At 59.6% G+C, this 23,401-nt stretch carries 23 protein-coding genes; 16 read left to right on the plus strand and 7 right to left on the minus strand.

The window, feature by feature from the left end:
- Positions 1 to 27 precede the first annotated feature (27 nt).
- The 5 genes from J5M66_RS23480 (at position 28) to J5M66_RS23500 (ending at position 5,674) form a co-directional block, all read left to right on the plus strand.
- Positions 28 to 936 (plus strand): sugar ABC transporter permease, encoded by a 909-nt coding sequence (locus tag J5M66_RS23480; protein WP_016773533.1) that lies wholly within the window; start codon positions 28 to 30, stop codon positions 934 to 936.
- Complete coding sequence (locus J5M66_RS23485) at positions 929 to 1,774, plus strand: carbohydrate ABC transporter permease (protein ID WP_039758116.1); 846 nt, start codon at positions 929 to 931, stop codon at positions 1,772 to 1,774. The genes J5M66_RS23480 and J5M66_RS23485 overlap by 8 nt, the downstream gene beginning before the upstream one ends.
- 2 nt (positions 1,775 to 1,776) lie before the next feature.
- A complete protein-coding gene (gene ugpC, locus J5M66_RS23490) occupies positions 1,777 to 2,937 on the plus strand; it encodes a sn-glycerol-3-phosphate ABC transporter ATP-binding protein UgpC (RefSeq protein WP_197892547.1) in 1,161 nt (386 codons plus the stop codon).
- A 243-nt stretch (positions 2,938 to 3,180) separates the two neighbouring features.
- Positions 3,181 to 4,530 carry a carbohydrate porin gene (locus J5M66_RS23495; RefSeq protein ID WP_076563920.1) on the plus strand — a complete coding sequence of 450 codons (1,350 nt, stop codon included), beginning with the start codon at positions 3,181 to 3,183 and terminating at the stop codon, positions 4,528 to 4,530.
- Between the two features lie 289 nt (positions 4,531 to 4,819).
- Positions 4,820 to 5,674, plus strand: coding sequence for a D-hexose-6-phosphate mutarotase (locus tag J5M66_RS23500; RefSeq protein WP_073472039.1), 855 nt, complete (start codon positions 4,820 to 4,822; stop codon positions 5,672 to 5,674).
- 122 nt (positions 5,675 to 5,796) lie between these two features.
- Here J5M66_RS23500 and J5M66_RS23505 read toward each other — a convergent pair whose 3' ends face one another.
- Positions 5,797 to 6,657 (minus strand): MurR/RpiR family transcriptional regulator, encoded by an 861-nt coding sequence (locus tag J5M66_RS23505; protein WP_169842436.1) that lies wholly within the window; start codon positions 6,655 to 6,657, stop codon positions 5,797 to 5,799.
- 226 nt (positions 6,658 to 6,883) lie between these two features.
- On the opposite strand from J5M66_RS23505, the gene zwf reads away from it, so the two are divergent.
- From zwf to J5M66_RS23525, 4 genes are all read left to right on the plus strand, one after another.
- Entirely contained in the window at positions 6,884 to 8,350 is a 1,467-nt protein-coding gene (zwf, locus tag J5M66_RS23510) for a glucose-6-phosphate dehydrogenase (RefSeq protein WP_130887000.1), read from the plus strand.
- The gene (pgl, locus tag J5M66_RS23515; RefSeq protein WP_207807916.1) at positions 8,337 to 9,050 is read left to right on the plus strand and encodes a 6-phosphogluconolactonase; all 714 of its coding nucleotides are present in this window, start codon (positions 8,337 to 8,339) and stop codon (positions 9,048 to 9,050) included. Before zwf ends, pgl begins: the two co-directional genes overlap by 14 nt.
- Positions 9,051 to 9,067: 17 nt before the next feature.
- On the plus strand, positions 9,068 to 9,733 hold the full coding sequence (locus J5M66_RS23520; RefSeq protein WP_016773539.1) for a bifunctional 4-hydroxy-2-oxoglutarate aldolase/2-dehydro-3-deoxy-phosphogluconate aldolase: 666 nt from the start codon (positions 9,068 to 9,070) through the stop codon (positions 9,731 to 9,733).
- A gap of 171 nt (positions 9,734 to 9,904) precedes the next feature.
- A complete protein-coding gene (locus J5M66_RS23525; RefSeq protein WP_207807917.1) occupies positions 9,905 to 10,477 on the plus strand; it encodes a hypothetical protein in 573 nt (190 codons plus the stop codon).
- Here the strand turns inward: J5M66_RS23525 and J5M66_RS23530 are convergent.
- Together J5M66_RS23530 and J5M66_RS23535 are read right to left on the minus strand one after the other, a co-directional pair.
- Positions 10,474 to 11,655 (minus strand): aminotransferase class V-fold PLP-dependent enzyme, encoded by a 1,182-nt coding sequence (locus tag J5M66_RS23530; RefSeq protein ID WP_207807918.1) that lies wholly within the window; start codon positions 11,653 to 11,655, stop codon positions 10,474 to 10,476. The genes J5M66_RS23525 and J5M66_RS23530 overlap by 4 nt on opposite strands.
- A 30-nt stretch (positions 11,656 to 11,685) precedes the next feature.
- The gene (locus J5M66_RS23535; RefSeq protein ID WP_003227425.1) at positions 11,686 to 11,922 is read right to left on the minus strand and encodes a DUF3820 family protein; all 237 of its coding nucleotides are present in this window, start codon (positions 11,920 to 11,922) and stop codon (positions 11,686 to 11,688) included.
- A 206-nt stretch (positions 11,923 to 12,128) separates the two neighbouring features.
- Here J5M66_RS23535 and J5M66_RS23540 point away from each other — a divergent pair, with 206 nt between their 5' ends.
- Entirely contained in the window at positions 12,129 to 12,596 is a 468-nt protein-coding gene (locus J5M66_RS23540) for a PA2169 family four-helix-bundle protein (protein WP_016773542.1), read from the plus strand.
- 140 nt (positions 12,597 to 12,736) lie between these two features.
- On the opposite strand, the gene J5M66_RS23545 is transcribed toward J5M66_RS23540, so the two are convergent.
- Together J5M66_RS23545 and J5M66_RS23550 are read right to left on the minus strand one after the other, a co-directional pair.
- Entirely contained in the window at positions 12,737 to 13,207 is a 471-nt protein-coding gene (locus J5M66_RS23545) for a MaoC family dehydratase (RefSeq protein WP_003227420.1), read from the minus strand.
- Between the two features lie 42 nt (positions 13,208 to 13,249).
- Positions 13,250 to 14,194 carry an alpha/beta hydrolase gene (locus J5M66_RS23550; RefSeq protein WP_206421681.1) on the minus strand — a complete coding sequence of 315 codons (945 nt, stop codon included), beginning with the start codon at positions 14,192 to 14,194 and terminating at the stop codon, positions 13,250 to 13,252.
- 225 nt (positions 14,195 to 14,419) lie between these two features.
- Here J5M66_RS23550 and fadD2 point away from each other — a divergent pair, with 225 nt between their 5' ends.
- Both fadD2 and fadD1 read left to right on the plus strand, forming a co-directional pair.
- Positions 14,420 to 16,108 carry a long-chain-fatty-acid--CoA ligase FadD2 gene (gene fadD2, locus J5M66_RS23555; RefSeq protein ID WP_024014054.1) on the plus strand — a complete coding sequence of 563 codons (1,689 nt, stop codon included), beginning with the start codon at positions 14,420 to 14,422 and terminating at the stop codon, positions 16,106 to 16,108.
- Positions 16,109 to 16,457: 349 nt separating this feature from the next.
- Complete coding sequence (gene fadD1, locus J5M66_RS23560) at positions 16,458 to 18,155, plus strand: long-chain-fatty-acid--CoA ligase FadD1 (RefSeq protein ID WP_024014053.1); 1,698 nt, start codon at positions 16,458 to 16,460, stop codon at positions 18,153 to 18,155.
- A 162-nt stretch (positions 18,156 to 18,317) separates the two neighbouring features.
- Here the strand turns inward: fadD1 and J5M66_RS23565 are convergent, their stop codons facing one another.
- Entirely contained in the window at positions 18,318 to 18,695 is a 378-nt protein-coding gene (locus J5M66_RS23565) for a hypothetical protein (RefSeq protein ID WP_016775519.1), read from the minus strand.
- Between the two features lie 194 nt (positions 18,696 to 18,889).
- Between J5M66_RS23565 and J5M66_RS23570 the strand changes: the two genes are divergently transcribed.
- From J5M66_RS23570 to def, 3 genes are all read left to right on the plus strand, one after another.
- Positions 18,890 to 19,081, plus strand: coding sequence for a CsbD family protein (locus J5M66_RS23570; protein WP_016775518.1), 192 nt, complete (start codon positions 18,890 to 18,892; stop codon positions 19,079 to 19,081).
- 163 nt (positions 19,082 to 19,244) lie between these two features.
- Positions 19,245 to 20,201, plus strand: coding sequence for a YihY/virulence factor BrkB family protein (locus J5M66_RS23575; protein ID WP_207807919.1), 957 nt, complete (start codon positions 19,245 to 19,247; stop codon positions 20,199 to 20,201).
- Positions 20,198 to 20,737 carry a peptide deformylase gene (gene def, locus J5M66_RS23580; RefSeq protein ID WP_122704263.1) on the plus strand — a complete coding sequence of 180 codons (540 nt, stop codon included), beginning with the start codon at positions 20,198 to 20,200 and terminating at the stop codon, positions 20,735 to 20,737. Before J5M66_RS23575 ends, def begins: the two co-directional genes overlap by 4 nt.
- Before the next feature lie 81 nt (positions 20,738 to 20,818).
- Here def and J5M66_RS23585 read toward each other — a convergent pair whose 3' ends face one another.
- Positions 20,819 to 21,226, minus strand: coding sequence for a GNAT family N-acetyltransferase (locus tag J5M66_RS23585; protein ID WP_207807920.1), 408 nt, complete (start codon positions 21,224 to 21,226; stop codon positions 20,819 to 20,821).
- A 721-nt stretch (positions 21,227 to 21,947) separates the two neighbouring features.
- Between J5M66_RS23585 and J5M66_RS27190 the strand changes: the two genes are divergently transcribed.
- Entirely contained in the window at positions 21,948 to 23,267 is a 1,320-nt protein-coding gene (locus J5M66_RS27190; protein WP_122880468.1) for a PAS domain-containing methyl-accepting chemotaxis protein, read from the plus strand.
- The last annotated feature ends 134 nt before the right edge of the window (positions 23,268 to 23,401 follow it).

A 23,401-nucleotide genomic window follows, 5' to 3' on the forward strand; every position in this document is an offset into this window, starting at 1 on the left:
TCTTCTCTTTCTTTTCTGGATTTGCTCATGAGTTCTGTTGCTGTGTTCAGCAAGGCCTCGCCGTTCGATGCATTGCAGCGCTGGCTACCGAAACTGGTGCTGGCGCCGAGCATGTTCATCGTGCTGGTGGGCTTCTATGGCTACATCCTGTGGACGTTCATTCTGTCGTTCACCACCTCGACTTTCCTGCCCAACTACAAGTGGGCCGGTCTGGCGCAATACGCGCGGTTGTTTGACAACGATCGCTGGTGGGTGGCGAGCAAGAACCTCGCCGTGTTCGGCGGCATGTTCATCGGCATCACTCTGGTGATCGGCGTGTTGCTGGCGGTATTCCTCGACCAGCGCATCCGTCGCGAAGGCTTTATCCGCACTATTTACCTGTACCCGATGGCGCTCTCGATGATCGTCACCGGTACCGCGTGGAAATGGCTGCTCAACCCGGGCATGGGCCTGGACAAATTGTTGCGTGACTGGGGCTGGGAAGGCTTCCGTCTGGACTGGCTGATCGACCCTGATCGCGTGGTCTACTGCCTGGTGATTGCCGCTGTGTGGCAAGCCTCGGGCTTCATCATGGCGATGTTCCTCGCCGGCCTGCGTGGCGTCGATCAATCGATCATCCGTGCTGCGCAGATCGACGGCGCGAGCATGCCGCGCATCTACTGGAAAGTCGTGCTGCCAAGCCTGCGTCCGGTGTTCTTCAGTGCGGTGATGATCCTCGCGCACATCGCGATCAAGAGCTTCGACCTCGTTGCGGCAATGACCGCCGGCGGCCCGGGTTATTCCTCCGACCTGCCAGCGATGTTCATGTATTCCTTCACCTTCAGTCGCGGCCAGATGGGGATGGGCTCGGCCAGTGCGATTCTGATGCTCGGTGCGATCCTCGCGATCATCGTGCCTTACCTGTATTCCGAGCTGAGGACCAAGCGTCATGACTAGTCTTGCTGCCAAACCCGCTATCAGCTTGAGCCGCATCGCGATCTACGCGGTGCTGATCCTCGCAGTGTTCCTCTATCTGGTGCCGCTGGTAGTCATGTTGCTGACCAGCTTCAAGACCCCGGAAGATATCAGCACCGGCAACCTGTTGAGCTGGCCGACCGTGGTCAGCGGCATCGGCTGGGTCAAGGCCTGGGCCACGGTTGACGGCTACTTCTGGAACTCGATCAAGATCACCGTACCGGCGGTAATCATCTCCACCGCCATCGGTGCGTTGAACGGTTACGTGCTGTCGATGTGGCGCTTTCGTGGTTCGCAGTTGTTCTTCGGTCTGCTGCTGTTCGGCTGCTTCCTGCCGTTCCAGACCGTGCTGCTGCCGGCCTCGTTCACCCTCGGCAAGATGGGCCTGGCGAGCACCACCACCGGCCTGGTGTTCGTGCACGTGGTCTACGGTCTGGCGTTCACCACGCTGTTCTTCCGCAACTACTACGTGAGCATTCCCGATGCGCTGGTCAAGGCTGCGCGTCTGGATGGCGCGGGTTTCTTCACGATTTTCCGCCGCATCATTCTGCCGATGTCGACGCCGATCATCATGGTCTGCCTGATCTGGCAGTTCACCCAGATCTGGAACGACTTCCTGTTCGGGGTGGTGTTCTCCAGCGGTGATTCGCAACCGATCACCGTGGCGCTGAACAACCTGGTCAACACCAGCACCGGCGCCAAGGAATACAACGTGGATATGGCAGCGGCGATGATCGCCGGCCTGCCGACCCTGCTGGTCTATGTGGTCGCAGGCAAGTATTTCGTGCGCGGGCTGACGGCCGGCGCGGTCAAGGGGTAATCATGGCTACGCTTGAACTTCGCAACGTAAACAAGACCTACGGGGCCGGCCTGCCGGACACCCTGAAGAACATCGAACTGTCGATCAAGGACGGTGAATTCCTGATCCTCGTCGGCCCGTCGGGCTGCGGCAAATCGACCTTGATGAACTGCATCGCCGGTCTGGAAACCATCACCGGCGGCGCGATCATGATCGGTGATCAGGATGTCAGCGGCATGAGCCCCAAGGATCGTGACATCGCCATGGTGTTTCAGTCCTACGCGCTGTACCCGACCATGAGCGTGCGCGAGAACATCGAGTTCGGCCTGAAGATCCGCAAGATGCCGCAGGCAGCGATCGACGAAGAAGTCGCCCGCGTGGCCAAGCTGTTGCAGATCGAACACCTGCTCAATCGCAAGCCGGGCCAGCTCTCCGGTGGTCAGCAACAGCGCGTGGCGATGGGTCGTGCTCTGGCGCGGCGGCCGAAGATCTATCTGTTCGACGAACCGCTGTCGAACCTCGACGCCAAGCTGCGCGTCGAGATGCGCACCGAAATGAAACTGATGCACCAGCGTCTGAAAACCACCACGGTCTACGTGACCCACGACCAGATCGAAGCGATGACCCTGGGCGACAAGGTCGCGGTGATGAAGGACGGCATCATTCAGCAGTTCGGTACGCCGAAAGACATCTACAACAACCCGGCCAACCTGTTCGTGGCGAGCTTCATCGGTTCGCCGCCGATGAACTTCATCCCCCTGCGTTTGCAGCGCAAGGACGGTCGTCTGCTGGCGCTGCTCGACAGCGGTCAGGCGCGTTGTGAATTGCCGATGAGCATGCAGGATGCCGGGCTTGAAGACCGCGAAGTGATCCTCGGCCTGCGCCCGGAGCAGATTGTGCTTGCGAGCGGCGAGGGCAATGGTCTGCCGAGCATCCGCGCCGAAGTGCAGGTCACTGAACCGACCGGTCCGGATACCCTGGTGTTCGTCAACTTGAACGACACCAAGGTCTGCTGCCGACTGGCGCCGGACGTGGCACCGCAGGTAGGCGAAAGCCTGACGCTGCAGTTCGATCCATCGAAAGTGTTGTTGTTCGATGCCAATACCGGTGAGCGCCTCGGCACTGCCGGCCAACCGCAGACCGATGCGCGGTCTGCGAACGTCGCCCAGTTCAAGGGGCGCTGAGGAACAAATGTGGGAGCGAGCTTTTGTGGCGAGGGGATTTAGCGAAACGTCGCACCGCCCCTTTGCCTCGCGCAGCGGCCCCATAAAAGCGGGGTCTGCTACGCAGCCCATCGGGGATAAATCCCCTCGCCACAGGGTTCACTCCTATAAGGAGCACGCGGTGTCCGGCCTGTCGAGCACCGCACTTTATGTAAACCGCGTTAGATAAAAACAGTTAATAACAATAAAGACGAGGATGTAGGGATGAAAAAGAAACACGTCAATGCCCGGTTGATCTGCCAGGTTTCTGCGGCAGCTGCACTGGTGCTGGCCGGTAATGCAATGGCGGCGGATGCGTTCAGCTCCGACTCCAAGTGGATGACCGGCGACTGGGGCGGCGAGCGCACCAAGCTGATCGAGCAGGGTATCGACATCAAGGCCGACTACGTTGGCGAGATGGGCGCCAACCTGAACGGTGGCTACAACGACGACAAGACTGCGCGTTACGCCGACCAGTTCGGTCTGGGCGTGGCCCTCGACCTGCAGAAACTGTGGGGCTGGGACAACACCCAGGCGAAGATCCAGCTGACCAATCGTAACGGTTACAACATCTCCAACGACCGCGTTGGCGATCCGCGTGCCGGCACCCTCAGCTCCTCGCAGGAAGTCTACGGCCGTGGCCACATGGTGCGTCTGACCCAACTGTGGATCCAGCACCAGTTCTTCGACAACAAGCTCGACGTCAAGGCCGGTTACTTCGGCGAAGGCGAAGATTTCAACACCTTCCCGTGCGACTTCCAGAACCTGGCGTTCTGCGGTTCGCAAGTGGGTAACTGGGCGACCAACATCTGGTACAACTGGCCCGTCAGCCAGGCCGCGATCCGTGTGAAGTACAACATCAACGACGAGCTCTACGCGCAGATCGGTGCGTACAACCAGAACCCGTCGCAACTGGAACACGGCAACGGCTTCAAGCTCAGCGGCAGCGGCACCAAAGGTACCGTGCTGCCGGTTGAATTGGTCTGGTCGCCGAAGGTCAACAGCCTGCCGGGCGAATACCGCGTCGGTTACTACAAGAGCACGGCCGATGCCGACGACGTTCGCGAAGACGTCAACGGTTTCGACGCGGCAACCACCGGTGATGACTACAAGTCGCACAACAGCAAAAGCGGTTACTGGTTCGTTGCGCAACAGCAACTCACCAGCCACAACGGTGATGCAACTCGCGGTCTGAACATCGCTGCCAACGCGACTTTCCACGACAAGGACACCAACTTCATCGACAACTACCAGTCGGTGATGTTTGTCTACAAAGGCCCGTTCGATGCGCGTCCGAAGGATGACATCGGTATCGGCGCGGCGCGTATCCACGTCAACAAGGACGTCAAGCGCAACGCTGAACTGCTGAACGCTGCCAACGGTGTGTCCGACTACGACAACGCCGCGTTCTCGCCGATTCGTGAGACCGAGTACAACTACGAACTCAACTACGGCATCCATGTCACCAACTGGCTGACCGTGCGTCCCAACCTGCAATACATCACCCATCCGGGCGGTGTGGATGAAGTGGACAACGCTTTGGTCGCTGGCCTGAAAATTCAGTCAACGTTCTGACGCGTCTGCGATAAGCTCCTCTCTATGTGCGCATTTGCGGACAGCCAAGGCTGTCCGCTTTTTTTTGCGAGACCCGCAGAAAGAGTTATGTCGTACCCATTGTGGTGAGGGGATTTATCCCCGCTGGGCTGCGAAGCGGCCCCAAGTCCGATAAGCACCATCTGGCTGATACACCTCGGTGAATGGTTTTCAGGGCCGCTTCGCGACCCAGCGGGGATAAATCCCCTCGCCACAGTATTCAAGGGTCACAAAGGTAATTGTACCCCCATGATTTTCAGGACCGTAGCCAATGCATGAGCATCCGCTGCAACGCTTCTTCAAATCCCTGCGCGAGCGGCCGGTGTTCGCCTGGGAGCGCTATCAGATGCGCGACGTGTTGGTGATCGATCATCCGCTGTGTCAGGCGGTGTTCAGTCGTCAGGGCGCGCAGTTGCTGCACTTTCAGCCGCGCGGGCAGAAGCCGTGGTTGTGGTGCGCGGCGAAGTGGCCGCATGTCGGCGCGATTCGCGGTGGCGTGCCGGTGTGCTGGCCGTGGTATGGCCGTCATCCGAGCGAAAACGCGTGGCCGTCGCATGGTTGGGCGCGACTGCTCGACTGGAAACTGCTCGACAGCAGCAGCGCCGAAGACGGCGTGCGCCTGCACTGGCAATTACAGCTGTGCGACTGGCAGGTCGACCTGCACGCGCACTTGGGCGAACGCATGGAATTGCGCCTGAGCACCGAGCATCAGGACGACATGCCGTGCCAGTTGAGCCAGGCTTTGCACGCTTACTGGCGTATAGGCGATGTTGGTGAGATAGCGCTGTCTGGGCTCGAAGGCGCGCAGGGTTATGACCAGTTGAATCGTCAGGTTTGCCAGCAGGAAGGTGAGTTGCGCGTCGATGGCGGCTGTCAGCGGGTGTTCCAGCATGATGGCGAATTGCAGCTCAAGGATCACGCCTGGCAGCGCGAGTTGTGCATCGATACCGGTGACAGTGGCGACACCGTCGTCTGGCATCCCGGCGCGCGGCCGCTGCTGGGGGTGAGCTGGGACGAGGTATCGGAATTCGTTTGCGTAGAAGCAGCAGCGGGCGGCACCGACAGCCTGCACCTGGCGCCGGGGGAGAAGGCGCATTTGAGTTTGCAGGCGTGGGCGGCGGCCTGATCGTTCCCACGCTCTGCGTGGGAATGCAGCCCGGGACGCTCTACGTCCCTTTCGGAGCCGGAACGCGGAGCGCCCCTTGAAGCATTCCCACGCAGAGCGTGGGAACGATCAGCCGTCAGAGATCAGTTGAACTCGTCACCCACCGGATACCGGCTGGCATTCAAGCTCTCTTTGATCTTGCGCAGATGCGGCTGGAAGTCCACGCCACGGCGCAAGGTCATCCCCGTCGCCAGCACATCCAGCACGGTCAACTGAATGATCCGCGACGTCATCGGCATATAAATGTCGGTGTCTTCCGGCAACGGAATGTTCAGGCTCAAGGTACTGGCCTTGGCCAGCGGCGAATTCTCCGCCGTCAAACCCAACACCGAAGCGCCGTTCTCGCGGGCAATCCGCGCCACTTCCACCAGCTCACGGGTACGCCCGGTGTAGGAAATGATCACGAACAGCTCGCCGGTATGCGCCACCGAAGCAATCATTCGCTGCATCAGCACATCGGCATGCGCGGTGACCGCAAGGTTGAAGCGGAAGAACTTGTGCTGCGCATCCAGCGCCACCGGGGCAGAGGCGCCGAGGCCGAAGAAATGGATCTGCCGGGCCTGGATCAACAGGTCGACGGCGCGGCTGATCAGGTTCGGGTCGAGCGCCTGGCAAGCACTGTCCAGGGAAGCGATGGCGCTGCCGAAAATCTTCTGCGTGTACGCCTCGGGATTGTCGTCGGCCTCGACCGCGCGGCTGACATACGCCGCACCACTGGCCAGGCTCTGCGCCAATTGCAGCTTGAGTTCGGGGTAGCCGCTGACACCGAACGAGCGGCAGAAGCGGTTGACCGTCGGTTCGCTCACCGAGGCGGCCTGGGCGAGGGCGGCGATGCTGAAGCGGGTGGCCTGCTGCGGGTTGAGCAGGATCACCTCGGCGACCTTACGTTCGGCCTTGTTCAGCTCTTCAAGGCGACTCTGGATCTGTTCCAGTAAATTTCGCACGCGGTCCATATGGAATTCCTGATTCACCGACGCAGAGTTGCGTCGGGCTATGCAAATTGGGCCTTTGATATGGCCCGTGACGGTGGCCTATCCTACTGATGCGTCCGGGCGACCACCACTCGGATTGAGTATTCTGCGAAAATGTTGTGGTTATTACTACATTTTCCCTTGAGTGATGCCTTGAAAAAAGGTATTTGTAGCTTAACTTGATAAAAGAACAAACATCATGCCTTCCATTACGGTTGAACCGTGCACCTTTGCCTTGTTCGGCGCGCTTGGCGATCTGGCCCTGCGCAAGCTGTTTCCTGCCCTGTATCACCTTGACGGTGCCGACCTGCTGCACGAGGACACGCGAATCATCGCGCTGGCCCGTGAGCCCGGCAGCGAGCAGCAGCACATGGCGTTCATCGCCGCCGAATTGCGCCGTTACGTCGGTAAAGAGCTGAACGAAACCGTGGCCGAGCGCTTTCTCGCGCGCCTGACCTATCTGCACGTCGACTTCCTCAAGGCTGAGGATTACGTGGCGCTGGCGGAACTGGCCGGCAGCATCCAGCGCATGATTGCCTACTTCGCTACTCCGGCGGCGGTATACGGCGCGATCTGCGAGAACCTCGAGAAAGTCGGTCTGGCCGAAAATACTCGGGTGGTGCTGGAAAAACCGATCGGCTCTGACCTGGAGTCGTCGCGCAAGGTCAACGACGCCGTCGCGCAGTTTTTCCCGGAAGACCGCACCTACCGCATCGACCACTATCTGGGCAAAGAGACCGTTCAGAACCTGATCGCCCTGCGTTTCGCCAACAGCCTGTTCGAAACCCAGTGGAACCAGAATTACATCTCCCACGTGGAAATCACCGTGGCCGAGAAGGTCGGCATCGAAGGCCGTTGGGGCTATTTCGACAAGGCCGGCCAACTGCGCGACATGATCCAGAATCACCTGTTGCAGCTGCTCTGCCTGATTGCCATGGACCCGCCGGCCGACCTGTCCGCCGACAGCATCCGTGACGAGAAAGTGAAAGTGCTCAAGGCGCTCGCGCCGATCAGCCCGGAAGGCCTGACCACACAAGTGGTGCGCGGCCAGTACATCGCTGGCCACAGCGAGGGCAAATCCGTTCCGGGTTACCTCGAAGAACCGAATTCCAACACCCAGAGCGACACCGAAACCTTCGTCGCCCTGCGTGCCGACATCCGCAACTGGCGCTGGGCCGGCGTGCCGTTCTACCTGCGTACCGGCAAGCGCATGCCGCAGAAGCTGTCGCAGATCGTCATCCACTTCAAGGAACCGTCGCACTACATTTTCGCCCCGGAGCAGCGTCTGCAGATCAGCAACAAACTGATCATCCGCCTGCAACCGGACGAAGGCATTTCCTTGCGCGTGATGACCAAGGAGCAGGGCCTGGACAAGGGCATGCAACTGCGCAGCGGGCCGCTGCAACTGAATTTCTCCGACACCTGGCGTAGCGCGCGGATCCCCGATGCCTACGAGCGGTTGTTGCTGGAAGTGATGAACGGCAATCAGAACCTGTTTGTCCGTAAAGATGAAATCGAAGCCGCGTGGAAGTGGTGTGACCAGCTGATCGCCGGGTGGAAGAAATCCGGTGACGCGCCCAAGCCGTATGCGGCCGGGTCGTGGGGGCCGATGAGCTCCATTGCTTTGATCACGCGGGACGGGAGGTCGTGGTATGGCGATATCTGATGTGCAACTGCCGACGGGCGTGACTGCCCGCGAATTCAACAGCCCGGTGCTGCTCGCCGAAGGCCTGGCGCTGAACGTTGCCAAGCAACTGAGCGACGCCATTGCGGCACGCGGCAACGCGGTGCTGGTGGTGTCCGGCGGGCGCAGCCCGGTCGCGTTTTTCCAGCACCTGGCCAAGGAGGAGCTGGACTGGTCGAAGGTCGTTGTGACCCTGGCCGACGAGCGTTGGGTGCCGGTCGAACACGCCGACAGCAATGCCGGCCTGCTCAAGCAGTATCTGCTCAAAGGCCCGGCAGCCAAGGCACAGTTCCTCAGCCTCTACAGCGCGGCGGCCAACGTCGAGCAGGCTGCGGAACAGGCTGATCGTCTGCTCGGCGAACTGCCGCCGATCGACGTGCTGGTATTGGGCATGGGCGATGACGGTCACACCGCGTCGCTGTTCCCCGACAGCCCGAACCTCGCCGAAGCCCTGCAAGCCGATGGCACGCGCCGTTGCTGGCCGATGCTGGCGCCCAGCGTGCCACGTCAGCGCCTGACCATGAGCCGCGCGCTGCTGGCCTCGGCCCGGCACAAGATTCTGTCGATTTCCGGTCAATCGAAACTGACCACCCTGAATGCCGCGCTGGCATCCGATGACGTTGCGGCCATGCCGGTGCGCGCGTTTCTGCAACCTACGTTAGAGATTTACTGGTGCCCATGAGCCAAGGAACAGCCGCTATGACAACCCCATCCCCGACCGTTTCCATGGCGGACAAAGTTGCCCTGATCGACAGTCTCTGCGCCAAGGCGCGGATCCTGCCAGTGATCACCATCGCCCGCGAACAGGACGTGCTGCCACTGGCCGACGCCCTCGCTGCCGGTGGCCTGACTGCGCTGGAAGTGACCCTGCGTTCGCAGTTCGGCCTCAAGGCCATTCAGATCCTGCGCGAACAGCGCCCGGAACTGATGACCGGTGCCGGCACCGTGCTCGACCGCAACATGCTCGCAGCGGCGGAAGCGGCCGGCTCGCAATTCATCGTCACCCCGGGCATCACTCGTGACCTGCTCGAAGCCAGCGTCGACAGCCCGATTCCGCTGTTGCCGGGCATCAGCAACGCCTCGGGGATCATGGAAGGCTACGGTCTGGGCTATCGCCGCTTCAAGCTGTTCCCGGCGGAAGTCAGCGGTGGCGTGGCGGCAATCAAGGCGCTCGGCGGCCCGTTCGGCGAAGTGAAATTCTGCCCGACGGGCGGCGTCGGCCCGGCCAATATCAAGAGCTACATGGCGCTGAAAAACGTCATGTGCGTGGGCGGTAGCTGGATGCTTGATCCGGAGTGGATCAAGAACGGCGACTGGGCGCGCATTCAGGAATGCACCGCCGAGGCCCTGGCGCTGCTGGACTGATCTTTACCCCTACACCTCGTTGTGTGCTTTACGGCTTTATGGTGCGCTTGGTCGGCGCACCTTTTTTTTGCGCTGAAAAAACTGCCGGTACATGCCGCGATACATAGTTACTGCACGCTGGCTTTTTCACGGGGTTAATCTGCGTCCATCTTATGGAAGAGAGAACGCCTCATGGACGACCGTCAGTCTCTGACCCTTACACCACAATCCCGTTATCAACCGCAGCAACTTCCCCTCGGCCGCCCCGCAGCCGATTCCCAAGGGCGCAATATCAGCCAGGGTGTCCAAGGCCTGCCGCTGATCCTGCGTCTGTCGCTGGTCGATGCGATGACCAGCGAGCCAGTCATCGGCGCGCTGGTGCGCATTCAACAGCGTGTCGATGGCGACACCAGCCTTGGCGGCAGTCAATCGACTGATAGCCATGGCATCGTCCGTTTCACCAGTGTCTATCCGGATCGACCTGCGCACGGCGCTGCTTGCCTGAAGCTGAACGTATTCATTCCCGGCGACGAAGCAGGAGCGCAAGCTCACCACGAGGCCTGGGCCGGCACCTTGCACCTCCCAGGCCGCTGCGGCTGTGAAGCTGCCGCCGAGGACGCCTTGCAGTTGGTATTGCAGCCGATCGCCGGCGCCGATCTTGAAGACGGCGCCTTCGCCTGCCAGACCCTCGGCATCGACACCTTCGCCGTGTCGGCGCAGTTGGGTCTTGAAGGCTACGAAAAAAACTCCGGTGTGCCGTTCTAGCGCAGCTGGTTCAATGCGTGGACCAACTGCTCCATCTCGCCAGCCGTGGTGGTCAGCCCCGGGGTGATGCGAATGCACGGCCCGCATGCGGCGCCGGTGCGCACCACGGTGAACAGGTTGAATTCGCTGAGCAGACGCTCGGCCATTGCCTGCTGATCGGCATGCCGGGTGAAGCGCAGCGCGGTGATCCCGCAATACAGTTGCGGGTCGTCCGGCGTCAGCACCTCGATGCCCGGCAGGTGCCGGACCCGGCTGACCCACAAGTTGCGCAGGTAATTCAGGCGTGGGCTTTTGGCTGCGGCGCCACCGAGGGCGTCGTGCTCTTCGAACACCAGCGGCAAGGTCATCAGCGCCGGGATGTTCGGCGTGCTGTACGAGGTGCGCGCGCGAATATCGCTTACTGGGTAATGCATCTCGCCCATGTCCGGATCGATATCAGCCAGACGCTGCGGGGCGATATAGATGAAGCCAAGGGTCAGCGGTGCGCCGATCCATTTGTGCAGGTTGTAACCGGCGAAAGCGATGCCCAACGCTTGCAGGTCAAATTCAATCTGGCCGAGGGCGTGGGCACCGTCGAGGATGATGTCGACGCCGTGCTCTTTGGCCAATGCGGCGATGGCCTGCACCGGCATGACCAGACCGGTGCGATGGGTGACATGGGTCAGCGCCATCAGTTTGAGTTTCGGGTGGCGGGTGAAAGCTTCGCGGTAGCTTTCCAGCAGGCTGTCGAAACTGGCGGGATGCTGGTGGGTAATCTCGATGACCTCAACGCCACGCTGTTGCGCCAGCCAGCGCATGGCGCCTTTGACCGTGTCGTACTCGAGGTCACAGATCAGCACCTGATCGCCCAGTTGCAGACGGTTGTAATTGCGGATCAGCGATTGCAGGCCTTCGGTGGCATTGCGCGTCAGCGCCACGCTTTGCGCGCGGACGCCGATCAGTTCGGCCAGTTGCGCGCGGATCTCAAGGTTGTCGTGCTGTTCAAAGCGCTGGCGCACATAAATCGAGTTGCTGGTGTTGATCAGCTCGATATTGCGCTGGTACTCCTCGATCACCGTGCGCGACATGCGCCCGAAGTAACCGTTTTCCAGATTGACCGGGCCGGGCTGCACATCGTATCGGTCGGCAAACGTTTGCCAGAAGGCTTCGTCACAGGCGCGGCGGGTGTTGTCAGGCATGGTCGGCAAGGCTCAAGAGGGAAGGGCGCGTCAGTGGCGCGGGGCGGGTTTGCCGTGTTTGGCGCGCAGCGGTTCGAGCAGGTCGGACAGGCCGTTGTGGTCGATCTCCTGCATCAACGCCAACAGGCCACCGAGTTCACCGTGGGGAAAGCCTTCACGGGCGAACCAGTTCAGATAGGGGCCAGGCAAGTCGGCAATGATCCGCCCTTTGTATTTGCCGAAGGGCATCTCGCGGGTGATCAGCAGTTCGAGTTTTTCCGGATTCATCAGCACGCTTCATCGATTCACATGACAGCCTGGAAAATACAGGCATTCTGCATGCAGGCCAAATGACAGATCATGCAAAAAACCAGCATACAGATGGTTCAATCTTTCTTAAGTCATTGAAAACAAAGATATTTTTACCTGAAGCGAAGCTGGCACGCACACTGCAATATCCCTTGCATCTTCAACCCATCGCAAGGAATTGAAAAATGACCGACATGAATAAAGAAGCCATTTCTGTACTCAACGACCTGATTGAAACCTGCAAGGACGGTCAGGAAGGGTTCAAGACTTGCGCCGAAGACATCAAGCACCCAGAACTGAAAACCCTGTTCGTGCAGCGCTCCGCCGATTGCGCCACCGCAGCAGCCGAGCTGCAGGCTCAGGTACGTTCGCTGGGCGGTGATCCGGAAACTTCGACCAGTGTTGCCGGTGATCTGCACCGTCGCTGGGTCGACGTCAAATCCATGTTCACCGGTAAAGACGAAGAGGCTGTGCTGAACGAAGCCGAGCGTGGTGAAGACCATGCGCTGAAGGCTTATCGTGAAGCGATCGAGAAGATCAACAAGCACAATCTGGTTGGCATCAAGGATCTGGTTGAGCGTCAGTACCACGGCGTACAGCGCAACCACGACCAGGTGAAAGCCCTGCGTAACCAGGCTCGTGCGAACTCGTAAGAGTTAGTCGGCTGAAAAAAAACGCCAGCTTGTCTGGCGTTTTTTGTGCGCGTCTGGAAAGCAAAGATCGCAGCCTGCGGCAGCTCCTACAGGGGAATGAATTCCAAAGTAGGAGCTGCCGCAGGCTGCGATCTTTTCGATCAACCGATACTGATCGCCGGCAATGTCGGCAACGTCACCGTCTGCTGCTTGCGCGGCGCGAGAATCTCCGCCTCGCCATCCACTACCAATTCATCACGCTGATTGAATACGCGAGTGGCAATGCGCACGCGGAATTTCGGCAGTTTCTCCAGAATCTCCAGGCGCACCGTCAGCGTGTCGCCGATCTTCACCGGCTTCTGAAAGCTCATCTGCTGACCGATATAGATAGTGCCCGGCCCAGGCAATTCGCAGGCAACGGCGGCGCTGATCAGCGCACCGCTGAACATGCCGTGGGCGATGCGTTCCTTGAACATGCTGGCGGCGGCAAACTCGGCGTCCAGGTGCACCGGGTTGTGGTCGCCCGACATCGCGGCGAACAGCTGAATGTCGCGCTCTTCGACGGTCTTGCTGTAGCTGGCGGTCTGGCCGACTTCAAGGGCTTCGTAAGGGATGTTGGTAACCTGGGTCATCGGTTTCGATTCCTGTGACGGATTTCAGTCAATCCACAAAAATTATTCGCTGCGCTGTGGGCGCCGGTGGCTCAGGGCCTGGTCGATCCAGGCGAGCACATCGGTGGTCACTTCGTCGCGATTGCTTTCATTGAACAATTCGTGCCGGGCCTGCGGGTAGATCTTCAGTTGCAGGTGCTGGCTGCCGGCCCTGCGCAAGGCATTGGCCAGATCTGTCAGACGCTTGCCCTCGCTCACCGGATCACATTCGCCGCCAATTACCAGCAGCGGCAGGCCCGGATCGATCTGCGCGAGATTGGACGCTTTGCTGATTTGCTGCAACCCACCGAGCAGGTCGATCCACAGCTGATTGGTGCAGCGAAAGCCGCACAACGGGTCGGCGGCGTACTTGTCGACCTCCGCCGGGTCGCGGCTCAGCCAGTCGAAACGCGTGCGCACCGGTTTGAATTTATTGTTGAACGAGCCGAACGACAGCCACTCGATCAATGCACTGCGGCCCTTGCCGCCCTGGCGCAGTTTTTCCAGCCGGGCGATCTGCCGCGCGACGCGATAGAGGGCCACCGGCTGGAAATTCGAGCCGCTGAGAATCGCCCCGTGCAGACTGGCGCTGTGGTGCAACAAATAGCCTTGGGCGATGTAGCTGCCCATGCTGTGGCCGAGCAGGATGATCGGCACGCCGGGATGTTGCTGGCCGATGTGCTGATTGAGGCTGGCCAGATCGCCGACGACCTTGCACCAACCGTCGTCATCGGCGAAATGGCCGAGGGTGCCGTTGTCGGCGGTGCGGCCATGGCCGCGCAGATCCGGGGCGTAGACGCCATAGTCTTTGTCGCAAAACGTGTCAGCGAGCCGCGCGTAGCGAGCGCTGTGTTCGGCCATGCCATGGGCCAGCAGAATCACCGCTTTCAATGGCGTGGCCGGCAGCCAGCGGTTGACGTACAGGCGGCTGCGGTCACTCGCGTCCAGCCAGAAGGTGTCGTGGGTCATGGCGATTCCTTTGCTCAGCATCGCCACAGTGTATAGCGCGTCTGATCAGCTCACGCCACGGCAGGAAGATTCACGGGATCAATGAGGGCTTGCGTCATATTTGCCTCAATGGCCATAGCTGCTAGTGTCCGTGAAGCTCCGCTTTGTGCTTTTCGCCTTCCATGGACGAAGCAGAAACGACAGAAAGCGGCTCCCGGATCGGCTCAGGTAAAGAGGACAAGAACAATGCAACCTGATTTCTGGAATGACAAACGCCCGGCCGGCGTACCGCTGGACATCGACATGGGCGAGTTCAAGTCGGTCATCGAAGTGTTTGAGCGTTCCTGCAAGAAGTTCGCTGACCGCCCGGCGTTCAGCAGCATGGGCATCACCCTGACCTACGCCGAACTCGAGCGCCAGAGCGCGGCGTTTGCCGGATACCTGCAGGCCCATACCGATCTGGTGCCGGGGGATCGCATCGCGGTGCAGATGCCCAACGTTCTGCATTATCCGATTGCCGTGTTCGGCGCCCTGCGCGCCGGGCTGATCGTGGTCAACACCAACCCGTTGTACACGCCACGGGAAATGCGCCACCAGTTCAAGGATTCCGGTGCACGCGCGTTGGTCTACCTGAATCTGTTCGGACAGAAAGTCCAGGAAGTGCTGCCCGACACCGACATCCAATATTTGATCGAAGCGAAGATGGGCGACCTGATGCCCACCGCCAAAGGCTGGCTGGTCAACACCGTGGTCAGCAAAGTGAAGAAACTGGTTCCCGAGTATTCGCTGCCGCAAGCGACCTCGTTCAAAAGCGCGCTGCGTATGGGCCGCGGCCTGGGCATCAAACCGCTGAACGTCGGCCTCGATGACATCGCCGTGCTGCAATACACCGGCGGCACCACCGGCCTGGCCAAGGGCGCGATGCTCACCCACGGCAATCTGGTGGCGAACATGCAGCAGGTGCGCGCCTGTCTGGCTCAGCTCGGCCCGGATGGTCAGCCGCTGTTGCGCGAAGGCCAAGAGGTGATGATTGCGCCGCTGCCGCTGTACCACATCTATGCCTTCACTGCGAATTGCATGTGCATGATGGTGTCGGGCAACCACAACGTGTTGATCTCCAATCCGCGCGACATCGCCGGCTTCATCAAGGAACTGAAGAACTGGCGCTTCTCGGCGCTGCTGGGTTTGAACACCTTGTTTGTTGCGCTGATGGATCACCCTGATTTCAAGACCCTGGATTTCTCCAGCCTCAAGCTCACCAACTCCGGCGGTACAGCGCTGGTCAAGGCCACCGCCGAGCGCTGGGAGCAGATGACCGGTTGCCGTATCACCGAAGGCTACGGCCTGACCGAAACCTCGCCAGTGGCCTGCACCAACCCTTACGGCGATCAGTCGCGCCTGGGCACTGTGGGCCTGCCGGTGCCGGGTACGCTGGTGAAAATCATCAACGATGACGGCGTCGAGCAGCCGCTGGGCGAGCGCGGCGAGCTGTGCATCAAAGGCCCGCAGATCATGAAGGGCTACTGGAACAAACCCGAGGCCACCGCCGAAGTGCTCGATGCCGAGGGCTGGTTCAAGTCTGGCGATATCGCCGTGATCGACCCGGACGGTTTTGTGCGCATCGTCGATCGCAAGAAGGACATGATCATCGTCTCCGGCTTCAACGTGTACCCCAACGAAATCGAAGACGTGGTCATGGCCCACCCGAAAGTCGCCAACTGCGCGGTCATCGGCGTGCCGGACGAGCGTTCGGGAGAGGCGGTGAAGCTGTTTGTGGTAGCGCGGGAGAGCGGGGTCAGCCTGGAAGAGCTGAAGGCGTACTGCAAAGAGAATTTCACGGCCTACAAGGTGCCGAAACACATCGTGTTGCGTGAGTCGTTGCCGATGACGCCTGTAGGGAAAATTCTGCGGCGCGAGTTGCGGGATATCGCATAAAGGTTACAAGCGAAAAGATCGCAGCCTTCGGCAGCTCCTACAGGACACGCATTCCAAAATGTAGGAGCTGCCGAAGGCTGCGATCTTTTGCTTTTACACCCCATGACTACGGGGCTTTCACGGTTTAATAGGATTATTGCTCTAAAATGACCGCTGGCAAGTCTTGAGTCATCAATATGACTGTAGGGCCCTCTTTTGGCTCTGGTCGACCCTCGGCAAAGCTGCTACTCTCGGCGCGCTTTGTGACTTCTCGGCCTGTAAAACGCCGGATTCACCAATACAAAACACACACCAATAATAATCGCATCAAATGCGGTGAAGAATTCGCGTTGCTGAGGAGTGGGCTTCCATGATCGAAGACTTTTGGAAGGATAAGTACCCGGCTGGAATCGCAGCCGAGATCAATCCAGACGAGTATCCGAACATTCAGGCAGTGTTGAAGCAATCCTGCCAACGCTTCGCCAACAAACCGGCTTTCAGCAACCTCGGCAAGACAATCACCTACGGTGAGCTGTACGAGCTGTCCGGGGCCTTTGCCGCGTATCTGCAACAGCATACCGACTTGCAGCCCGGTGATCGAATCGCCGTGCAACTGCCCAACGTCCTCCAGTACCCGGTCGCGGTCTTCGGTGCCATTCGCGCAGGGCTGATCGTGGTCAACACCAACCCGCTGTACACCGCGCGGGAAATGGAACACCAATTCAATGACTCAGGCGCCAAAGCGCTGGTGTGCCTGGCGAACATGGCGCATCTGGCCGAAGCCGTGGTGCCGAAAACCGGCGTCAAGCACGTCATCGTCACCGAAGTTGCCGACCTGCTGCCGCCGATCAAGCGCCTGCTGATCAACAGCGTCATCAAGTACGTGAAGAAAATGGTCCCGGCCTATCACTTGCCCAAAGCCATCAAATTCAACGACGTCCTGAGCAAGGGCCACGGCCAGCCAGTGGCCGAGGCGAACCCGGACAGCGGCGATGTCGCGGTTCTGCAATACACCGGCGGCACCACCGGCGTGGCCAAGGGCGCAATGCTCACGCACCGCAACCTGGTCGCCAACATGCTGCAATGCAAGGCGCTGATGGGCTCCAACCTCAACGAAGGCTGCGAGATCCTGATCACGCCGCTGCCGCTGTATCACATCTATGCGTTCACCTTTCATTGCATGGCGATGATGCTGATCGGCAACCACAACATTCTGATCAGCAACCCGCGCGACCTGCCGGCGATGGTCAAGGAACTGTCGAAGTGGAAGTTCAGCGGTTTTGTCGGTCTGAACACGCTGTTCGTGGCGCTGTGCAACAACGAAGGTTTCCGCAAGCTGGATTTCTCCGCGCTGAAAGTCACCCTGTCCGGCGGCATGGCCCTGCAACTGGCGGCGGCCGAGCGCTGGAAAGCCGTGACCGGTTGCGCCATCTGCGAAGGCTACGGCATGACCGAAACCAGCCCGGTGGCCACGGTCAACCCGATCCAGCACATCCAGATCGGCACCATCGGCATTCCGGTGCCGTCGACCCTGTGCAAAGTCATCGACGATGCCGGTGTCGAGCAGCCGCTGGGCGAGATCGGCGAACTGTGCGTCAAGGGCCCGCAAGTGATGAAGGGTTACTGGCAGCGTCAGGAAGCCACCGATGAAATGCTCGACAGCGACGGCTGGCTGAAAACCGGTGACATCGCGCTGATCCAGCCGGACGGCTACATGCGCATTGTCGATCGCAAGAAAGACATGATTCTGGTGTCTGGCTTCAACGTCTATCCGAACGAACTGGAAGACGTGCTGGCGACTTTGCCGGGCGTGTTGCAGTGCGCGGCGATCGGTGTGCCGGACGAGAAGTCGGGTGAGGCGATCAAGATTTTCATCGTCGCCAAACCGGGCGTGACCCTGACCAAAGAACAGGTCATGGACCACATGCGCGCCAACGTTACCGGCTACAAAGTGCCGCGTTCGGTGGAATTCCGCGATGCCCTGCCGACCACCAACGTCGGCAAGATCCTGCGCCGCGAATTGCGGGATGAAGAGCTGAAGAAGATCAAGGCCAAGTCTGCCGCGTAAATAAAAAGCCCCGCAGATGCGGGGCTTTTTGTTGGTGAACTGATCATTCCCACGCTCCGCGTGGGAATGCCGCCCTGGACGCTCCGCGTCCAGCACTGCAGGGACGCAGAGCGTCCCGAGAAGCATTCCCACGCACAGCATGGGAACGATCAAGTGCAAATCCTACTGACGAAACGGTGCAAAATTCACATTGGTTCCGGCCGGTCGCATGTCCTGCAGATACGAATCCTTGTCCGCACTCAATTCCAGGCTCAGCGCCGCCTTGCGTTTGCCTTCGTTGCGAATCACCAGGCCTTCGAGCTTTTCGCGCAGGAACACCGTCGGCACTTTCAGGTGCAGCAACTCATCGGTGGCCGGGGTGTGCAGCAGCAAGTGAATCCACTCGTACTGACCGATGGCCAGACGCGACACCGGCAGGTCGAACCACCAGATATTGCGGTTACGGTTCAGTTCGGCGAAGTGGCAGTTGTTGGTGCCGAGCACGGCGCCGCCCAGTTCCTGGTTGCGACGGGCGATGGCCTGGGTTTTATTGAGCTTCATGACATTCCTGCGAATCGGTGTGCCGGGCTCAGCGCCCGTAGGCTGAGCATTCTCGGGGCAACGCCGGCAAACATAAAGCGCAACCTGCATGCCACGACGAAATGCCAGCAAAATAAATGAAACTCGGCGCAAAGCGCACCGGTCAATCGTTACGTAATGACTTTTCTTCCCTTTATGCTTCACGGAGAAACACCATGAGTAGCACAGGCGATAAAGTAAAAGGCATGGCCAACGAAGCCGTCGGCAATATCAAGCAAGGCGTCGGCAAAGCTACTGATAACGACAAGATGCGCGCCGAAGGCAAGGTTCAAGAGAAAAAAGGTGAAGCCCAGCAAGCGGTCGGCAACGCCAAGGACGCTGTGAAAAAAGGCGTCGACAAGGCGTAAGCGAGCCTTGAACGAATCACACGAGCGGCCATCCAAGGATGGCCGTTTTTGTATCAGAACCCTGCGGTTATCCGCCGAAGGATCGCCAAGTAGGCTACCTTGAGGTAAAAAACGGCCCCTGAGTCGCCACGACTTCAACCTTTTGCGGCGCAAGGAGACGCGAATGATATTCCCGGACATGAAAGGTCTGCCCCTGCACCGGGTGATGGTGCGCACGGTCACTGAGTTCGTCGATGACGAAATGTCGACCTACGCCTCGGCATTGGCCTACCAGATGCTGTTCTCGCTCTTCCCGTTCATTCTTTTCCTGATCGCCCTGATCGGTTTCCTGCACCTGCCGGATTTCTTCTCCTGGCTGCGTCTGCAATCCGAACTGGTGCTGCCGCCGCAGGCGCTGGAGCAGGTCAACCCGGTGATCGACCAGTTGCAGCAATCCAAGGGTGGCCTGCTGTCGATCGGTATCGTGATTGCCCTGTACACCGCGTCCGCCGGCGTGCGCCTGATGATGAGCGCGATGAACGCCGCCTATGACGTGGTCGAAGGCCGGCCGATCTGGAAGCGTTTCCCGTTGTCGATCGTCTATACCGTCGGCATCGCCGGGATGCTGCTGATCGCCGCTGCGCTGATGGTGCTCGGGCCACAGGTGATGGGCTGGATTGCCGCACAAGTGGGGCTGGAATACTTCATCGTCACGGTGTGGACGATCGCCCGCTGGCCAGTGATCGTGATTCTGATGATGGTCGCAGTGGCGCTGATCTATTACGTGATGCCCGACGTCAAACAGGAATTCCGTTTCATCACCCCAGGCTCGGTGTTGGCCGTGGTGGTGTGGATCCTTGCCTCGTTGGGGTTTGCCTTCTACGTGAAAACCTTCGCCAACTACAACGCGATGTATGGCAGCATCGGGGCGATCATCGTGCTCTTGCTGTATTTCTATATTTCCGCGGCGGTGCTGTTGCTCGGCGCGGAGATGAACGCGGTGATCGAGCACATGTCCGCCGAAGGCAAGGAAAAGGGCGAAAAAGCCCCTGGCGAGCCTGACGAATCCCCCAAACAACACGTCTCGGGCCTGGGCCGCGATCATTCGCTCAAGTCGGACACTGACGAAGCGCGACCATGATTCGTGAAATTCTGAAAATGGGTGATGAGCGCCTGCTGCGCATCGCCGCGCCGGTACCACCGGAAATGTTCAACAGCGCCGAGCTCTGGCAATTGATCGATGACATGTTCCAGACCATGGAAAGCGTCGGCGGCGTTGGCCTCGCGGCGCCGCAGATCGGCGTCGACCTGCAACTGGTGATCTTCGGCTTCGAACACAGCGAGCGTTACCCGGACGCTGAAGCAGTGCCGCAGACGATCCTGATCAATCCGCTGATCACGCCGTTGAATCCGTTGATGGAAGAGGGCTTTGAAGGTTGTTTGTCAGTGCCGGGCTTGCGCGGTGCGGTGGATCGCTTTCAGCAGATTCGCTACGAAGGCTTTGATCCCAAGGGCGAGCCGATCGTGCGCGTGGCCTCGGGGTTTCATGCGCGAGTGGTGCAGCATGAATGCGATCACCTGATCGGCCGGCTGTATCCGTCGCGGATTACCGATTTCAGCAAGTTCGGCTTTACCGAAGTGCTGTTTCCGGACCTTGATCCCAACGTTGACGATTAACCAGAATCAAAAGATCGCAGCCTTCGGCAGCTCCTACAGGGATCGGTGTAGGAGCTCCCGAAGGCTGCGATCTTTTGATCTTCAAACTAGCCCCATCGCAATCATCGGCTTACTCCGCGCATACCGACTCAACCGCTCGGCCATCGCCTGCGGCAGCGGCGGATCGAAACTGAAGCCACGCCGCTCATAAAACCCGCGCAGATCCGGATGGCAGAACAGCCACACCGGCTCGTCCACCTTAGCAACCGCCGCCGCGATCAGTTGCGCAGCAATTCCCTGCTCGCGACACCCCGGATCAACAAACAACCCCGTCAGCCAGTGTCCGCCCGCTACTGGACGCAGGCACAGCGCCGCAACGATCTCGCCGCGCCGCGCTACCCACAACTGTGCCTCGCGCACGGCTTTCATCGACGACTGGTGGCTGCGGTAGAACTTGTTCATCAGCGGCCACAACGATTCGTCGAGCTGGCTGTAGTGGATATCGGACATGGTTCGGGCTGTCGCTGCGAAAAGCGCCGATTATAAAAGAACGCGCGCTTCGGGATAGGTGTATACCTGAACTCACACCCCTGTGAGTGGAGTACCGATCATGTCCAAAGGTATGGATTCAAAGAAAGCCGCGAAGAAGAAGCCGGCCAAGACCGCCATCGAAAAACGCGCAGAGAAGAAAGCCAAGAAGGTCGACATCTTCGGCCATTAAGCAATCCCTACGGGAGCCCGTTTCGCGGGCTTCCGCTTCGCTGGCGAAAACGCCCGTTTTCACCACACTGTTTCCCGCGCTGAACCGTTTCTTGTGCAAAAAATGCCAGATACTGGCCGACTAGTGGCCTTGCGCCCGGCGTCGGGATGGCTATGCTTTGCAGGTAACTAACCATGTCGACCGTCATGCCAACAGGGCGGCGGTACCAGGTTGGTCCGTGATTCATGCTGCCAGAGTGCGCAATCCAAGGCACCGACACTGAACCAACAAGGAGCGTCATCTAAATGGAAGTTCTTCTACGCGTTAGGGCTGGCCCGCTTGCGGGCTATCAAGAAAAGGATGTCTTGATCAGAGCGTCGCTGCAGGGACCCTCCGATTGATCATCATTTATCACCTGACAACTTCCTCCCGTGGAGGAAGGCGTGTGCCTGTTCTGTGGAACGTAGTGATGGATCTTGCAAGACCTGAACTTTCATCAAATCAAAAGAACGCGCGGAAGGTGATACAACCATGTTCAACCTACATCACAAGGCTGACCTGCGGGAAATCGAGCGTTTCAGCTGTGCGCTGACCGAGGCCAACGCGAAAATCGAAGCGATCAGCCGCTCGATGGCGATGATCGAGTTCACTCCGGACGGCATCGTTCTCGACGCCAACGAGAACTTCTGCAAGACCATGGGCTACAGCGCCGAAGAAGTGCGCGGCAAACACCATCGGATCTTCTGTGAAGAAAGCTTCTACCGCAGCGAGGACTACGCGAAGTTGTGGCGCGACCTGGCCCGTGGTGAACCGCTCAGCGGCACTTTTCTGCGCCTGAACAAGAGCGGCCGCGAGATCTGGCTCGAAGCCAGTTACATGCCGGTGTTCGGGCCCGACAAACAGGTCAGAAGTGTGATCAAGGTCGCGGCGGACATCACCGCACGCATCAACAAAGAACATGAAGAAGAAGCCATGCTGGCGGCGATCGGCCGTTCCATGGCGGTGATCGAGTTCACCCCCGAAGGCCATGTCATCCGCGCCAACGACAACTTTCTGCAGACCATGCAGTACGCGCACCCTGAAATTGTCGGCCAGCACCACAGCCTGTTCTGTCACCGCGCCGAAGCCGAATCCGCGCAGTACAAGGCGTTCTGGGCTTCGCTCAATCGCGGCGAATATCACTCGCACCGTTTCGAGCGCAAGAACAAGTCCGGGCAGATGGTTTACCTGGAAGCCTCGTACAACCCGCTGTTCGACGCCAAGGGCCGCTTGTACAAAGTGGTCAAGTTCGCCAGCGACATCACCCGGCAGATGACCACCCTGCAAAACGCTGCGGAATCGGCCCACAGCACCTCGGTACAAAACGACGCCTGCGCGCAAAAAGGCTCACAAGTCGTGCAGCAGACCGTGCAGATCATTCAGGACATTTCCCGCGATCTGAACGAAGCGGCGGTGAGCATCGATGCGGTAAGCAAACAGTCGGACATCATCGGCACCATCGTCCAGACCATTCGCGGCATTGCCGATCAGACCAACCTGCTGGCACTCAATGCAGCGATCGAAGCGGCGCGCGCCGGTGAGCATGGACGCGGTTTTGCCGTCGTCGCCGATGAGGTGCGCAGCCTCGCCGCGCGGACCAGTCAGGCCACTCTGGAAATCGTCGATGTGGTGCGCAAGAACCACGACCTGTCGCTGAGCGCGGTGTCGAGCATGCAGTCGAGCCTGAGCCGAACCGGGTTGGGCGTGGAGCTGGCGAACGAGGCGGGCGAGGTGATCCTCGAGATTCAGCAGGGCTCGCGGCATGTGGTGGATGCGATCAGCCAGTTCAATGAAACCCTGCAATTGAACTGAGCTGTTCAACGTCACCAATAGCCAATGTGGGAGCGAGCCTGCTCGCGAAAGCGTTGTGTCAGTCAAGCCTATAGTCACTGACACGGCGCCTTCGCGAGCAGGCTCGCTCCCACAGGTGAGTCCTGTGTTGGCCG

The sequence above is a fragment of the Pseudomonas sp. 67(2021) genome (assembly GCF_017491835.1).
Taxonomy (GTDB): Bacteria; Pseudomonadota; Gammaproteobacteria; order Pseudomonadales; family Pseudomonadaceae; genus Aquipseudomonas; species Aquipseudomonas atacamensis.